General features: G+C 63.9%; 14 protein-coding genes. 12 read left to right on the plus strand and 2 right to left on the minus strand.

What is annotated here, in order from left to right:
- From FYJ68_RS02920 to pflB, 12 genes are all read left to right on the plus strand, one after another.
- Nucleotides 1-1,170, plus strand: coding sequence for a D-alanyl-D-alanine carboxypeptidase family protein (locus FYJ68_RS02920; protein WP_326832182.1), 1,170 nt, complete (start codon nt 1-3; stop codon nt 1,168-1,170).
- A 13-nt stretch (nt 1,171-1,183) separates the two neighbouring features.
- On the plus strand, nt 1,184-2,026 hold the full coding sequence (locus FYJ68_RS02925) for a hypothetical protein (protein ID WP_154433830.1): 843 nt from the start codon (nt 1,184-1,186) through the stop codon (nt 2,024-2,026).
- A gap of 122 nt (nt 2,027-2,148) precedes the next feature.
- Complete coding sequence (locus tag FYJ68_RS02930) at nt 2,149-2,529, plus strand: RidA family protein (RefSeq protein WP_154433832.1); 381 nt, start codon at nt 2,149-2,151, stop codon at nt 2,527-2,529.
- Nucleotides 2,530-2,571: 42 nt separating this feature from the next.
- Nucleotides 2,572-3,003 carry an FHA domain-containing protein gene (locus FYJ68_RS02935; RefSeq protein WP_154433834.1) on the plus strand — a complete coding sequence of 144 codons (432 nt, stop codon included), beginning with the start codon at nt 2,572-2,574 and terminating at the stop codon, nt 3,001-3,003.
- Between the two features lie 2 nt (nt 3,004-3,005).
- Entirely contained in the window at nt 3,006-3,734 is a 729-nt protein-coding gene (gene ftsR, locus FYJ68_RS02940; RefSeq protein ID WP_154433836.1) for a transcriptional regulator FtsR, read from the plus strand.
- 55 nt (nt 3,735-3,789) lie between these two features.
- Nucleotides 3,790-4,323, plus strand: a complete 534-nt coding sequence (locus FYJ68_RS02945) for an adenine phosphoribosyltransferase (RefSeq protein WP_326832183.1) — start codon at nt 3,790-3,792, stop codon at nt 4,321-4,323.
- A gap of 155 nt (nt 4,324-4,478) precedes the next feature.
- Nucleotides 4,479-5,762 (plus strand): C40 family peptidase, encoded by a 1,284-nt coding sequence (locus FYJ68_RS02950; RefSeq protein WP_195837697.1) that lies wholly within the window; start codon nt 4,479-4,481, stop codon nt 5,760-5,762.
- A 146-nt stretch (nt 5,763-5,908) separates the two neighbouring features.
- Nucleotides 5,909-7,510, plus strand: coding sequence for a ClC family H(+)/Cl(-) exchange transporter (locus FYJ68_RS02955; RefSeq protein ID WP_154434407.1), 1,602 nt, complete (start codon nt 5,909-5,911; stop codon nt 7,508-7,510).
- Between the two features lie 152 nt (nt 7,511-7,662).
- The gene (locus FYJ68_RS02960; RefSeq protein ID WP_154433843.1) at nt 7,663-8,112 is read left to right on the plus strand and encodes a Crp/Fnr family transcriptional regulator; all 450 of its coding nucleotides are present in this window, start codon (nt 7,663-7,665) and stop codon (nt 8,110-8,112) included.
- Nucleotides 8,075-8,401, plus strand: coding sequence for a Crp/Fnr family transcriptional regulator (locus tag FYJ68_RS02965; RefSeq protein WP_154433845.1), 327 nt, complete (start codon nt 8,075-8,077; stop codon nt 8,399-8,401). The genes FYJ68_RS02960 and FYJ68_RS02965 overlap by 38 nt, the downstream gene beginning before the upstream one ends.
- A 104-nt stretch (nt 8,402-8,505) precedes the next feature.
- A complete protein-coding gene (gene pflA, locus FYJ68_RS02970) occupies nt 8,506-9,234 on the plus strand; it encodes a pyruvate formate-lyase-activating protein (RefSeq protein ID WP_326832184.1) in 729 nt (242 codons plus the stop codon).
- Nucleotides 9,235-9,281: 47 nt separating this feature from the next.
- Nucleotides 9,282-11,546, plus strand: coding sequence for a formate C-acetyltransferase (gene pflB / locus FYJ68_RS02975; protein WP_154434411.1), 2,265 nt, complete (start codon nt 9,282-9,284; stop codon nt 11,544-11,546).
- Nucleotides 11,547-11,735: 189 nt separating this feature from the next.
- Here pflB and FYJ68_RS02980 read toward each other — a convergent pair whose 3' ends face one another.
- Both FYJ68_RS02980 and FYJ68_RS02985 read right to left on the minus strand, forming a co-directional pair.
- Nucleotides 11,736-12,686 carry an NAD(P)/FAD-dependent oxidoreductase gene (locus tag FYJ68_RS02980; RefSeq protein ID WP_154433847.1) on the minus strand — a complete coding sequence of 317 codons (951 nt, stop codon included), beginning with the start codon at nt 12,684-12,686 and terminating at the stop codon, nt 11,736-11,738.
- Between the two features lie 155 nt (nt 12,687-12,841).
- Entirely contained in the window at nt 12,842-14,155 is a 1,314-nt protein-coding gene (locus tag FYJ68_RS02985; protein WP_154433849.1) for an NCS2 family permease, read from the minus strand.
- Between the last annotated feature and the right edge of the window lie 110 nt (nt 14,156-14,265).

A 14,265-nucleotide genomic window follows, 5' to 3' on the forward strand; every position in this document is an offset into this window, starting at 1 on the left:
GTGCGCGCCCCCATGCGTCGCCTTGCCTTCGCCCTCGCGACTCTCGCCCTTTCCGCACTGGCGCTCGTCTGCTCCCCGTCCCTCGCACTCGCAGCCACGGGCGCCGCCGCACCCACGCTCTCCGAGGCTCAGGCCTACTGCGTCATGGACCAGGGCGGGAACGTGCTGAGCGAGAGCAACGCCTACGCCGAGATGCCCATGGCGTCCATAACCAAGATCATGACCGCCATCGTCGCGCTCGACTCGGGCAAGTCGATGGACGATACCTGCACCATCACCGAGGAGGACTTCGAAGCGGGGGCTCAGCTGGTGGGCTACACCAGCACCGACACACCCAGCTTCTACGACCTCATGATGTCGATGCTCGTCTACTCCGGAAACGACGCGGCCGACAACGTCGCCATCAACGTCGCCGGGAGCGTCGACGCCTTCGTTGAGCTTATGAACAAGAAGGCGCAGGAGCTGGGGCTCACGCACACACACTTTGCCAACCCCTCCGGCCTCGAGGCGGACGGGCACTATTCCTGCGCGCATGACCTTGCCGTCCTGGGACGCTACGCGCTCGAGAACTACCCCTTCATTGCGCAGGCGGTCATGACGCGCAGCTACACCGTCACGGCGGGTGGCGCATCCGTAACCCTGCACTCCACCGACGACCTCATGGACACCTACGTGGGACTGTGCGGCATCAAGACCGGCAAGGTCGAGTTTGGCACCAGCTTCCTGGGCTCCGCCAAGCGTTGGGGCGTCCAGCTCTTCACCTGCGTCCTGGGGTGCTCCACCAACGACGGCAGGTTCAAGGACACCGAGACCCTCATGGACTGGGCGTTCGACACCTACCTCAACCACGTGAGCTTTGTTCGCAGGGGACAGGTCATCCGCGTCGCCAACTGCTCCACCAGCTTCTTTGGCAAGCTGCTCGTGAGCAGCACGGCCAACGCGAATGGTCGCTCGTATCCCAAGGCGGACATCTCGTACACCACTAACCTGTTCAACGCCAACAACCTCGTGGACCCCGGCGGGGCCTACGGCATGGCGGAGTGGACGCAGGATGGCAGGAGGGTCTGCAGCACCACCTACGTGGCAGGCACGCGGCTCTACCGGATTCCGGCGTTCAACATCTTCGAGCTGCCGCTGTTCTACACGATCCCGCAGGGCGACGCGGCGTAGGGGAGGACCCGCAATGGAACGTTCCCCGCTGTACGAGGAGCACCTGCTCCTTGGTGGCACCTTTGACGGGGGAGAGGGACGCCGACTCCTGGGTCCCAGCTCCTATCCCATTGGCTCCACAGGTGAGCCAGACCCCGTGGACGGCAGCGTCCTCGTCGACCTCAGCGGAATACCAACCATTCTGATCTCTGGCGATGGCTCCCAGCAGTTTGCCGAGGCAACCCTCGCGGGAAGTCGCCTCGCAGTAGGCGAGACGGCATTCGAGGCGTCCCTCTTGGGCGACGGCTCCATGGCCTCCGTCCCCCTCGCCTCCAGGACCGGACGGCAGGAGTACGTGCTCTGGGACCTCACCCCCAGGGGAGAGACCCTTTTTGCCTGGCTTGGTTTCGTGAAGGGCATCGAGAGTGACGGCTTCCGTCCCTATGGGGGCGTCAGCCTCGAGGAGGTGGGCGAGAGGCTCGTGCCCCTCCTCCTGTGGGGGAGCACCGCCACGGCCGTCCTCTCGGACTACGCCCGCGGCGGGGAGGGTGTCCCAACCCCGGGTGGAGTGGGCAACCTCATGCTGGACGGCAGGATCGAGTCTCTCGTCGCCTCGCCAAAACTGGGCGACGAACCCGCGTACCTCCTTCTCGTTCCACCCGCCTTCGCGCGCGTCATGTGGAGGAGCCTCCTCTCGTTCCCCTCGGTTTCCCCGCTCGGTACCACGGGGCTAGCCGCCAGGGTCGAACAGGCACTTCCTTGGATGCCCTTCCTCGGCACCACGGATACCCTCAAGCTCGATGCAAACGAGCTTCTCTCCCATGGCCTCGTCCGCGAGGAGGGCGGCTTCATCGGTTCCCGTGGCATCTTTGGCTGACGGTTGATAGCTACATTCCCTTTAGGGTATGTAGCTAAGGCAACCGCAACCAACGGCGAGGCATATCCCTTGGCGACTCCGCCGCTCAGGGTTCCTCAGACGCCAGCCAGCAGGGAGGTAGCATGAAGTATTCCATCAACGCCCCCGGCGCACCCGAGCCCCTGGGCGCCTACTCCCAGGGAACGACCGCCGGGAGACTCATCTTCGCCTCGGGCCAGGTGGCCGTAGACCCCCATGATCCCCAGCGGCTCGTGGACGGTGGAGTGCGCGAGCAGACCGACCGTATCATCCAGGTCTTCGAGACCCTCCTCGACGAGTGCGGATGCTCCCTCTCGGACGTGGCCCAGACCACGCTCTACCTCACCGACCTGAACCTACTTCCCGCCGTCGACGAGGTCTATGCCAGGAGGTTCCCCACTCCCGCGCCGGCGCGTTCCGTCGTTGAGGTGGCAGCCCTGCCACTGGGCGCGCTGGTGGAGATGGACTGCATCGCCTGCAGGTAGCGGTATCATGTTCTGAAATGCAATCGATCTGATGGGAGAAGCATGCAGTCCAAGGACACAAATGCAGAGATGGGCGCAACCGAGATCTTTCGCATGCCCTCCACAGAGGCAACCTCGCCCGACATCATGGGGCAGGCACAGCCCAACAATCCCACCCTCACCATCGTCAAGGGCCCCCAGACCGGGTCGGTCTTCGAGCTCACCGACAAGGTGGTAAGCATCGGGAGAGACCCCAGCAACAGCGTGTTCCTCAACGACATGACGGTGTCGCGCCACCACGCGCGCCTGGACCTCTCCGGCCTGGGCTCCGGCTTCGCGACCATCGAGGACCTCGGGTCCCTAAACGGCACCTGGGTCGACGGCGCCATCGTTAACCGCGCCATGCTCAAGGACGGCTCCACCATCCAGATCGGCACCTTCCGCATGGTGTTCCACGCCAACCGCCGCGCAACCAGGATCGAGACTGGGAACTAAGGATGCCTGACGCCGGGTACCTCACAATCGGCAAGGTCGTGAAGAAGCTCCAGGCCCAGTATCCCGACCTCTCCATCTCCAAGGTCCGCTACCTCGAGGACGAGGGGCTTCTCAACCCCTCGAGAACGCCCTCGGGGTACCGCCTGTACTCGCAGCACGACGTCCATAGGCTCGAGACCATCCTCTACCTCCAGAAGAACCGGTTCCTGCCGCTCTCGGTCATCAAAGAGCAGCTGGACGGCAAGACAGGGGAGGGCGGCTCAGCGTTGGACGCAATCTCGTCCCCCACTCTGCTCCCGCAGGACGAGGAGGCAGCCGAGAAGCTCCACCCCATCGACCGCATGCCCGAGCTCCTTGGCGTGCCGGTCAGCTTCGTGCGGCAGCTCTCCGAGGCGGGCGTGATCCCCCTCAAGAAGTCCCCTCACGGCAGAGACTTGGTGGACGGAAGGGACTTCCCCCTCATCCGGGCGTGCGACGAGCTGCGCCACTTTGGGATTGGCCCCAAGAACCTGCGCCAGTACGTCACGGCGGCCAACAGGGAGAGCGCCATGTTTGAGCAGGCGCTCGTGGTGTTCGCCCGCAAGGGCGGCGGGGTCGAGATGGAACTGACCGACGAGAACCGCAAGCAGTTTGGCATGGCCTTTCAGCAGATGCTCGTGCTCACCGACCAGGTGAGGGACACGCTCATCAGACGGCAGATTTCCAAGACCTTCAGCCAGATGGAGCAGTAGAGGGAGTAACATCGTCTGCGGTATGTGGGACCCCCGCAGCGAGAAAGGAACTCCCGTGTCTACCGTCGACCTTGAGAAGTACATCATCGACATCCCCGACTACCCCGAGCCCGGCGTGATCTTCAAGGACATCACCCCCCTCATGGCCTCCCCCGAGGGGCTGCACGAGGCCGTGGACCAGATTGCCGACCACTTCAAGGATGCGGGTGTCACCAAGGTCATGGGCGCGGAGGCCAGGGGCTTCCTCATCGGTGCCCCCGTCGCATACCGCCTGGGTGCCGGCTTCGTCCCCGCGCGCAAGCCGGGCAAGCTCCCGCGCGAGGTCTACACCCAGGACTACGCACTTGAGTACGGCACGGACGAGCTCCAGATGCACAAGGACGCCGTCACCGCCGACGACCGCGTGCTCATCGTGGACGACCTCGTCGCCACGGGTGGCACCGCCGTCGCAACCGCCAAGCTCGCTCTTCAGGGCGGCGCGACCGTTGTTGGCTTCTCCTTCGTCCTCGAGCTCGAGTTCCTCAACCCCCGCAAGGTCATAGGCGAGGAGTTTGACCAGGACGTGTTCACGCTCATCAAGGTGCATTAGAAGCACACAAGCACTATCTTTGCTGAAACGTGCAGGTAGCGGCCCCGCCATCTTGCTGGCGGGGCCGCTCTTTGGGTGGCTTGGAGGAGGCTTTTGATGCCCTTCGCGTCGCTGGCGCTAGAATGTATGGGTCCAGATTACGGAAGGATGGTCTCATGAAGTTCTCTTCCCACAGGGAGTCAATCGCGCGCAGGGCAGTTTGTGCTGGTCTCGCCGCGACCCTCGCCCTCGGGAGCGTGCCCACCGCCGCCCTGGCGGTCGACCAGTCGGACCTCGATGCGGCGTCCCAGAAGATCGAGACGCTGAGCAAGGAGGCCGAGTCGCTCCAGTCCTCGCTCTCCGAGACGACCCAGAAGCTCGAGGACACCCAATACCAGATCGACGAGAAGCAGTCGCAGATAGACGATGACCAGCAGAAGGTCGCCCAGGCGCAACAGGAGCTGGAGCAGAGCCTGCGCAACGACTACAAGTCGGGCGGCATTGACCTCACCTCGGTCGTGCTGGGCTCCTCGAACATCAGCGACCTCGTCTCTCGCCTGTACTACGCAACCAAGGTGAACGAGTCGCGATCCGAGAAGATCGAGTCCGTCAAGCAGATGCAGGAGCAGCTGCAGGCGGAGCAAGCGAGCCTGAAGGAGCAGCAGTCACAGCAGCAGTCTGCGGTCGACACGCTCAACAGCCAGCTTGCCGACTACAACGACAAGATCTCGGAGGCCCAGAGCTACTACAACAGCCTGAGTGCCGAGCAGCAGGCACAGATTCAGGCGCAGGCGCAGGCTGCTGCGGAGGCGTCACAGTCTGACGGCAGCGGCGACTCGTCGGCGACCGCAGCGGTGCTCCAGCAGGTCACTCAGGGGAGCTCCTCGTCCACGTCCTCCACGGGATCTGCGGCTTCCTCAACCTCCGGTAGCTCCACCTCCGGAAGCACCTCGTCCGGCGACTCCAGCTCGGGATCTAGCTCAAGCGGCAGCACGGGCAACTCGGGCTCTTCAAGCTCCGGGTCTTCCAACTCCTCGAGTTCCAACAAGGGCAGCTCATCTAGCGGCTCCTCGAGCTCCAGCTCCAGCTCGTCGGGCAATAGCAGCTCCTCCACGACTGGCGGCGCCTCGGGCGGCGGGCTCAGCACCGCCTACTCCATGATCGGAGTGCCGTACGTGTGGGGTGGCACCTCCGCGAGTGGCGTCGACTGCTCCGGCCTGGTCTGCTATTCCTACGGCTACAAGCGCGGCCGCACCACCTACGACATGATCGCCTCGCTCAAGGCCTCCGGCGACTGGAAGACCAGCATGAGCGACCTCAAGGTGGGCGACCTCGTGTTCCCCAGCTCGGGTCACGTGGGCATCTACATCGGCAACGGCCAGATGATTCATGCCCCGTATCCCGGCAGGACGGTTTGCATCGCCTCCGTGTACTCCTTCATCGGCGGCGGAACGTACTAGGCTCATGCCAACGCACCATCGGAGGGGCGGGATTTCGGCAGGCTTGCCGCACCCGCCCCTCTTCCTTATCCCGACGCTTCAACACCGCCCCGTGTCCTACCATGGGACGGTGGTTTATGGAAAACGAGGAAAGCGGGGCTCTCGGTATGGTGTTGGGCGCAGGGCGCAGGGGAGTCACCTGGAGGCTCTCAAGGAGGTTTCAGGTCGACATGGTCTGGGAGGGCGTCCTCGTTGGCTTGGCAGGCGGGGGAGTCGTCACGCTGTATCGCCTGTCCCTCTCCTTTGCCGAACGCGCCCTTAGGGGCACCATCGCACTTGCCAGGACGAGCCTAATCGTGACGGTGCTCTTCGCGATGTTCCTCGTCGCAGCGTGCCTCGCCGTCGGAAGGCTCATGACCTGGGAGCCCTTCACCCAGGGCTCCGGAATCCCCCAGACGGACGCGGAGGTCATCGGCAAGCTCGACATGCCCTGGCACCGCGTGATGCTCGCAAAGTTCGCCGAGGGAACCCTATGTGCCTTCTCGGGCCTGTCCCTGGGCAGGGAGGGCCCCAGCGTGCAGCTGGGTGCCATGGGCGGCAAGGCGGTCTCACGCGCCCTCGGTCGCGGCAGGGGAGAGGAGCGCCTTCTCGTGACGTGCGGCGCCGCCGCCGGGATGTCCGCCGCCTTCAACGCCCCGCTCACGGGCGTGCTTTTTGCCCTGGAGGAGATCCACAAGGAGTTCTCGGCCCCTCTCATCATCTCGGTCATGGCCTCGTCCATTGCCTCCGACTTCCTGGTGTCACAGGTGCTGGGGGTCAAGCCGGTCCTCCAGTTCGTCTTCTCGCGCGACCTCCCGCATCCCCTGTATGCCTACGTGGTGATGCTTGCGCTCTTCTGCGGAGTTGCGGGGGCCCTCCACAACAGGGGGATGTTCGCCTGCACGGAGCGCCTGTACTCCCGAATCACCAGGGGCGTGCCGTATTCCAGGATCGCCATCCCCTTTGCGCTCGCACTCCCCATCGCCTTCCTGGCGCCGCAGTTGATGTGCGGCGGCGACGCAATCCTGGAGCAGATCGCCGCGCCCGGAAACCTGGCGCTGGGCACCATCGTGCTGCTACTTGTGGGAAAGTATCTGTACACGACCGTGAGCTTTGCCTCGGGCGCCCCGGGCGGAACGCTATTCCCCCTCTGCGTCATGGGCGTGCTCTGCGGTCTCCTGTTTGGCACCTTCGCCAACCAGTACCTGGGCCTCCCCGCATCGTACGTCACCAACTTCGTGGTGCTGGGCATTGCGGGGCTCTTCGCGTCCGTGGTGCAGGCGCCCGTCACCGCCGTGGTGCTGGCCTTCGAGCTCACGGGAAGCCTCGACGCCATGCTGAGCGCCTCGATTGTCTCCATGGTCTCGTATGTCACCGCGAGCCTGCTTGGGGTCGACCCGTTCTACGAGCACCTGCTCTCGAGGCTCCTTGGCTCCACCAAGCCCACCCGCGGCACACGAGCGGGCGGCGAGAGGGAGCTGCACAGTTACACCGTCGGCGCGGGAAGCAGGATGGAGGGTCGCACCCTTGCCGAGATACCCTGGCCGGAGGGGGCCAGGGTGGTGACCATCAGCCGCGGGTCCACCGAGATCGTCCCCACGGGGTCGACCAAGCTGCTCGCTCTGGACGAGATCCTGGTGATCATGACCGCAGGTGGCGAGAGCGACCGAGCTGTCTGGAACCTCGCGCGAGGCTCGGTGACCACTGAGCGCACTCCGCGCTCGCGCTAGCGCCCGGGTCCCAGGGTTCAGTATTCGTGATCCACGTGTGCCAGGTTGCCGTACGAGGTACCCTCGAATGGTAGCCGTCAGGCGTGAGTGCCAAGCGCCGTCAGGGAGGAACGAAGGTGCCGATTGATTCGAGTGCGAAGAGGGTAGTGCCCATGGCGCCAAGCGAATGCCCGTTTGGGACTCAGTGCGCCTTCCACAGGAACGGCGCGGTCTGCATGAGCCAGATACGCCTCTTCGCCGGCCTCGACCTCGAGGCAAGGCGTGAGCTCCTCTCGCATGCCACGCAGACCACCTACCAGCGGGGCGACATCATCGTCGCCGAGGGTGACCCCATCGACTCCATACTCATCGTGCGCTCGGGCCGCATCAAGACCTTCCGCGTGGACCCCAGCGGCGAGGAGACAGTTCTCGACATCCTGCACGACGGCCAGGCCATCTGGCACGGGATGTTCCTGGAGGACAACGTCTTACCACTACTCGGTGGGGTGCCTCTCGCGCGTCGAGGTGTGCCGCATCCACAGCAAGAGCTTCGAAAAGCTGATCGCCCAGCGCCCCGAAGTGGCCATGGGCCTGATCAGGATGGTCTGCACCGAGCTCGATGACGCGGAGGAGAAGGTCATGATGCTCGGGATTCGCGAGCCGCGCCGTCGGCTTGCCGGCTTCCTCCTGCTGAGGGACCACCGCTGCCTGGGGGGCGAGATCTCGCTCAAGCTCGAGGACATCGCTGCCTCCGTTGGCCTGAGGCCCGAGACCGTCTCGCGCAACCTGGCCTCCCTGGAGCGCGAGGGCGTGGTGAAGCGGCTTGGGCGCGGGCGCCTCAAGGTCATGGACCCCGAGGCGCTCCGCAAGATTTCGGGTGGTTCTGCCGATGCCCCACAATATGAGGTATGAAATACCCTGACCTTTTCGTTACTTGACCAGAATCATGGAACGCATGCGGTCCCCTCGGATAGATTGTCCCTGTCACCAAGACGAAACAATCCGAGGGGGCTGTCGTGCTGGGTAGGGTTCACTCAACAGAGTCGTTTGGCTCCGCAGACGGCCCCGGCGTGCGCTTCGTCGTCTTCCTCCAGGGCTGCGACATGAGGTGCCGCTACTGCCACAACGCGGACACCTGGGACAGGGACGGCGGCCAGCTTCTCTCCGCAACGCAGATTCTGGACAAGGCCGAGCGGTACCGCTCGTACTGGGGGCCGGAAGGTGGCATCACGGTCAGTGGGGGAGAGGCGCTTCTCCAGGCGGACTTCGTTGCCGAGCTCTTTGAGGAGGCACGCAAGCGGGGGATTGGAACCTGCCTTGACACCTCGCTCCAGCCCTTCACGCGCGACGAGCCGTTCTTCTCCACGTTCCGTCGCCTCATCAAGTTCTGCGACTTCGTGCTGGCAGACATCAAGCATATTGACCCGGAGCGCCACAGGTGGCTGACGGGACACGACAACGAGAACATCCTCGATGGCCTGCGCTTTCTGGCGGAGGTGGGGGAGCCGGTGTGGATACGCCAGGTTCTGGTCCCGGGCGTCACGGACGACGACGGGCAGCTGCGAGCCACCAGGGCGTTTGTGGACGGTCTTCCCAACGTCGAGCGCGTGGAGGTCCTCCCATACCACACGCTGGGCAAGTTCAAGTGGGACGAGCTGGGAATCCCGTATCCGCTCGAGGGCGTGGAACCTCCGAGCCAGGAGAGCATTGAGCACGCGAGGCGCATCCTCTGCAAGGGGGAGTAGGGCCTCTCAAATATTCGCCAGTAACGATGGAAGGAGCACCGATGCACATGAGGGAAGAGTGGGGCGGCTTCACAGCTGGACACTGGACGGACGACGTCAACGTCCGCGACTTCGTCCAGCGCAACTACACGCCCTACGACGGAGACGAGTCGTTCCTTGAGGGCCCCACCAAGGCGACCGACACCCTATGGGGCAAGGTCCAGGAGCTGCAGGCGCAGGAGCGCGCCAACGGCGGGGTCCTCGACTGCGAGACCGAGGTCGTCTCGGGCCTGACCGCCTACGGTCCCGGGTACATCGACCCCGAGCTCAAGGACCTGGAGAAGGTCGTGGGGCTGCAGACCGACAAGCCTCTCAAGCGAGCCTTCATGCCCTACGGCGGCATCAAGATGGCCGAGCAGGCAGCCGAGAGCTACGGCTACAAGATCAACCCCAAGTACCACAAGATCTTCAACGAGTACCACAAGACCCACAACCAGGCGGTCTTCGACGCGTACACGCCGGAGATGCGCGCGGCGCGCCACAGCCACGTGATCACCGGCCTGCCCGACACCTACGGCCGTGGCCGCATCGTGGGCGACTACAGGCGCGTGGCGCTCTATGGCATCGACTTCCTGATCGCCAAGAAGCAGGAGGACCTCCTCAACTGCGGCGACGGCACCATGACCGACGACGTGATCAGGCTCCGCGAGGAGATCGCCGAGCAGATCCGCGCCCTCAAGGGCATGAAGGAGATGGCCGCCGCCTACGGGTACGACATCAGCCAGCCCGCGCGTGACGCCCACGAGGCCGTGCAGTGGCTCTACTTTGGCTACCTTGCCGCCATCAAGACCCAGAACGGCGCCGCCATGTCCGTGGGTCGCATCTCCACGTTCCTGGACATCTACATGCAGCGCGACCTTGCGGCGGGCAAGATCACTGAGTCCGAGGCCCAGGAGCTCATCGACCACCTGGTCCTCAAGTTCCGCATGGTCAAGTTCGCCCGCATCCCCTCGTACAACGAGCTGTTCTCGGGCGACCCCGTGTGGGCGACGCTCGAGGTCGCTGGCCTTGGCCAGGACGGTCGCTCCATGGTGACCAAGAACGACTTCCGCTTCCTCCACACGCTCGAGAACATGGGGCCGGCGCCCGAGCCCAACCTCACGGTGCTGTACTCCAAGCGCCTTCCCGAGGCCTTCCGTCGCTACGCCGCCAAGATCTCCATCGACACCTCGTCCATCCAGTACGAGAACGACGACGTCATGCGCCCGGTCTGGGGTGACGACTACAGCATTTGCTGCTGCGTCTCCGCGACCGAGACGGGCAAAGAGATGCAATTCTTCGGTGCCCGAGCCAACCTTGCCAAGTGCCTCAACTACGCCATCAACGGTGGCAAGGACGCAAAGTTCAACGACAAGCAGGGCAACCACATGCAGGTCGGTCCTGAGCTTGCGCCCATCACGTCCGAGTACCTTGACTACGACGAGGTTATGCACAAGTTCGACCTCATGATGGACTGGCTCGCCGGCCTCTACGTCAACATCCTCGACCTCATTCAGTACATGCACGACAAGTACTACTACGAGGCCGCCGAGATGGCGCTCATCGACACCAACGTGCGGCGCACCTTCGCAACGGGCATCGCGGGCTTCTCTCACGTGGTCGACTCCCTGAGCGCCATCAAGTACGCCAAGGTCAAGACCGTTCGAGACGAGAGCGGCCTCGTGGTCGACTACAAGGTCGAGGGTGACTTCCCGCGCTACGGCAACGACGACGACAGGGCCGACGACATCGCCGTGTGGCTGCTCAAGACCTTCATGACCAAGATCCGCAAGCACCACACCTATCGCAACTCCGAGCCCACGACCTCGATCCTGACCATCACGTCCAACGTGGTGTACGGCAAGGCGACCGGCGCGCTGCCTGACGGGCGCCCCGCCTACACGCCGTTCTCGCCCGGCGCCAACCCCTCCTACGGAGCCGAGAAGAACGGGCTTCTCGCCTCGCTCAACTCCGTCGCCAAGCTCCCGTACGAGTACGCGCTCGACGGCATCTCCAACACCCAGACCATCAACCCGGGTGCCTTGGGCAACGACGAGGGGCAGCGCATCGGCAACCTGGTCCACGTGCTGGACGGCTACTTTAGCGAGGGCGCGCATCACCTCAACGTGAACGTATTTGGCGTCGACAAGCTCAAGGACGCCATGGAGCACCCCGAGAAGCCCGAGTACGCCAACTTCACCATCCGCGTCTCTGGCTACGCCGTCAAGTTCATCGACCTAACGCACGAGCAGCAGCTCGACGTCATCGCGCGCACCTGCCACGACCGCATGTAGGTTCTGCTGTAGGTCCTGTCAGAAGCTTACGCACGGGGAGGGCGACCACGAGAATTGGTCGCCCTCCCCATTCTTCGAACTAATTTCCCACTTTACATAACATATATTATCGCGGTTATATAAGGGGAAAGAAAAGGGCGCCTCCCACTTTGGAACGACGCCCTCTGGCATCCCACGTTTCTGGCGAAGCTACCCCTCGAGCGGCTGTCCGAGGAACGTGGCAACGCTGGTTGCCGCGACGGCGCCATCGGACGCAGCCGTGATGACCTGCCTGAGCGGGGTACGCCTGACGTCTCCGGCTGCATAGAGTCCCGGCGTACGCGTTGCCATGTGGTCATCGGTAACGACGTAGCCCCTGGGATCGAGCTCAGCAAGTCCCTCGACGAGGCTGGAGCCAGGAACGCGTCCGACGAAGACGAAAACGCCAAAGGAGCCCTCGTCGTATTTCTCGGTCGTCTCGCGTCCGCTGAGATTGTCTCGAAGCGTGACCCCGCTCAGGAGCGTCCCGCCCGTCACGGAAACGAGCGACGTGTTGAACCTGACTTCGAGCTTGGGGTTCTGGCTCACCTCGCGAGCGACGAGCGCCGTGGCGCGCAGGTGGTCCTTCCTCACCAGCAGCGTGACCTTGCTTGCGAACTTTGACAGGAAGAGCGCCTCCTCGCAGGCGGAGTTGCCGCCGCCCACCACGAACACCTGCTTGCCGCGATAGAACATGCCATCGCACGTGGCGCAGTACGAGACGCCGTGGCCGCGAAACTCCCTTTCGCCCTCAAAGCCCGCCTCGCGCGGCGAGGCTCCTCCGGCAAGGATGACTGCCTTGGAGGCATAGCTCCCAGAGGACGTGGCAACGGTGAAGATTCCGGTCGTATCGTCCCGCTCGATTGATCTGACATCTTCCATGCGGATGTCTGCGCCAAACTCCTCGGCCTGCCCCTTCATTGCGTCAGAGAGGCTAAAGCCGTCGGTGTGCGGCAGACCCGGGTAGTTGTCTATCTCACTCGTGAGGATGGCCTGGCCGCCCACGGCCTCCTGCTCGAGGGTAACGGTGTCGAGCAAAGCGCGTGCGGCATACAAAGATGCAGAGAGTCCCGCAGGGCCGCCACCGACAATGACCAAATCCCTTATATGCTGGGTGCTCATGGTGCACTCCCCTTTCGTTGACTGTTGCACGTATACCCCATATGGGGCAACGACAGTTATGTTAGGCAGAGACTCACATATCTTTCATGGGGCGTAGACATGAAAAAGGGACCCGCCCCTGTGGGCGGGTCCCTTGACCAGATCTGTTTGGAAGCCTAGACGAGCAGGAAGTAGACGATGAAGGCGATGGTGGCCACCCACATGAGCGGCTTGATCTCCTTGATCTTGCCGGTGACGGCGGCAACGATCACGTAGGCGATGAAGCCGAGGCCGATGCCGTCGGAGATGGAATAGGTGAAGGGGATGCCCGCGATGACCATGAACGCGGGGAAGCCCTGGAGCACGTCGGACCAGTCGATGTCAACGACGTCGCCCATCATGAGGAAGCCGACGATAACGAGGGCACCGCAGGTGGCGGCGGAGTTAACGATGGTGATGACGGGGGCGAAGAACGCAGCGAGGATGAAGAGGACGCCGGTGGTCACCGAGGTCAGGCCGGTACGGCCGCCGTCTGCGGCGCCAGAGGACGACTCGACGAACGTGGTGATGGAGGAGGCGCCGACGAAGCCACCGACCGCGGCGGCGATGGAGTCGACGGTCAGGATCTGGCGGATGTCCTCCACGTTGCCGTCCTCGGTGAGGAAGTCGCCCTGCTTGGCGACCGCCATGGCGGTGCCCATGGTGTCGAAGAAGTCGGACATCATGAGCGAGAAGGCGAACACGAGGAGCGCGGGAGTGGCGAACACCTTGGCGATGCCCATGACGCCGTTGGCGTCGGTCTGGAACGGCGCCGCGAAGGTCGAGAAGTCAAGGCCGGAGACGATGCCGCTGGGGGCCTGGGTGACGCCCAGAGGGATGCCTGCGACCATGGCGATGATGATGCCCCAGAGCAGGGCACCCTTGACGTTCATGACGAAGAGGATGACCGAGGCGATGATGGAGATCATGCCAACGATGAACCCGGGGTCCGTGACGTTGCCAAGCGCCACCATCGTGCTCTCGTTGGCGACGATGACGCCACCGTCCTTGAGGCCGATCATCGCGATGAAGAGTCCAAGTCCAACCGAGATCGCATGGCGAAGCGAAACGGGGATGGCGTCCATGACGGCCTCGCGCAGCCCGCAGAGAACCAGGACTGTGATCGCGACGCCCTCGATGAAGACGACGGCCATGGCGGCGTGCCAGTCACCGTTGGTCATGCCAGTGAGGGTGTAGGCGACGACGGCGTTGATGCCCATGCCCGAGGCGCAGGCAAGAGGGCGGTTGGCGAACAGGCCCATGCAAATCGTCATGATGCCGGCGCCAAGGCAGGTAGCGGTGACGGCTGCCATCGCGGGAACGCCCGCCTCCTGGAGAAGGGCGGGGTTGACGGCGATGATGTACGCCATGGCCAGGAACGTGGTGAGTCCCGCTCGCACCTCCTGGCCGACCGACGAGCCCCTCTCGCCCGTCTTGAAGAACTTGTCCATGTTGAGACCTCTCTCCCATGCCACCAGAGAACAACAGAAACCGGCGGACACCTGGCAGCATGCCCCCACCAGCCAATCTCACGGCCGCTCACACGGCCGGGAAACCCAGA

It is taken from the genome of Olsenella porci, assembly GCF_009695875.1.
Lineage (GTDB): Bacteria > Actinomycetota > Coriobacteriia > Coriobacteriales > Atopobiaceae > Olsenella_H > Olsenella_H porci.

What these genes read in the sequence shown, in the direction of transcription:
- FYJ68_RS02980 (WP_154433847.1), bottom strand. Translation starts at nt 12,686, where the DNA reads ATGAGCACCCAGCATATAAGGGATTTGGTCATTGTCGGTGGCGGCCCT.
- FYJ68_RS02925 (WP_154433830.1), top strand. Translation starts at nt 1,184, where the DNA reads ATGGAACGTTCCCCGCTGTACGAGGAGCACCTGCTCCTTGGTGGCACC.
- FYJ68_RS02960 (WP_154433843.1), top strand. Translation starts at nt 7,663, where the DNA reads ATGGCGCCAAGCGAATGCCCGTTTGGGACTCAGTGCGCCTTCCACAGG.
- FYJ68_RS02965 (WP_154433845.1), top strand. Translation starts at nt 8,075, where the DNA reads ATGGGCCTGATCAGGATGGTCTGCACCGAGCTCGATGACGCGGAGGAG.
- FYJ68_RS02955 (WP_154434407.1), top strand. Translation starts at nt 5,909, where the DNA reads ATGGTGTTGGGCGCAGGGCGCAGGGGAGTCACCTGGAGGCTCTCAAGG.
- FYJ68_RS02985 (WP_154433849.1), bottom strand. Translation starts at nt 14,155, where the DNA reads ATGGACAAGTTCTTCAAGACGGGCGAGAGGGGCTCGTCGGTCGGCCAG.
- FYJ68_RS02935 (WP_154433834.1), top strand. Translation starts at nt 2,572, where the DNA reads ATGCAGTCCAAGGACACAAATGCAGAGATGGGCGCAACCGAGATCTTT.
- FYJ68_RS02950 (WP_195837697.1), top strand. Translation starts at nt 4,479, where the DNA reads ATGAAGTTCTCTTCCCACAGGGAGTCAATCGCGCGCAGGGCAGTTTGT.
- pflB (WP_154434411.1), top strand. Translation starts at nt 9,282, where the DNA reads ATGAGGGAAGAGTGGGGCGGCTTCACAGCTGGACACTGGACGGACGAC.
- ftsR (WP_154433836.1), top strand. Translation starts at nt 3,006, where the DNA reads ATGCCTGACGCCGGGTACCTCACAATCGGCAAGGTCGTGAAGAAGCTC.
- FYJ68_RS02930 (WP_154433832.1), top strand. Translation starts at nt 2,149, where the DNA reads ATGAAGTATTCCATCAACGCCCCCGGCGCACCCGAGCCCCTGGGCGCC.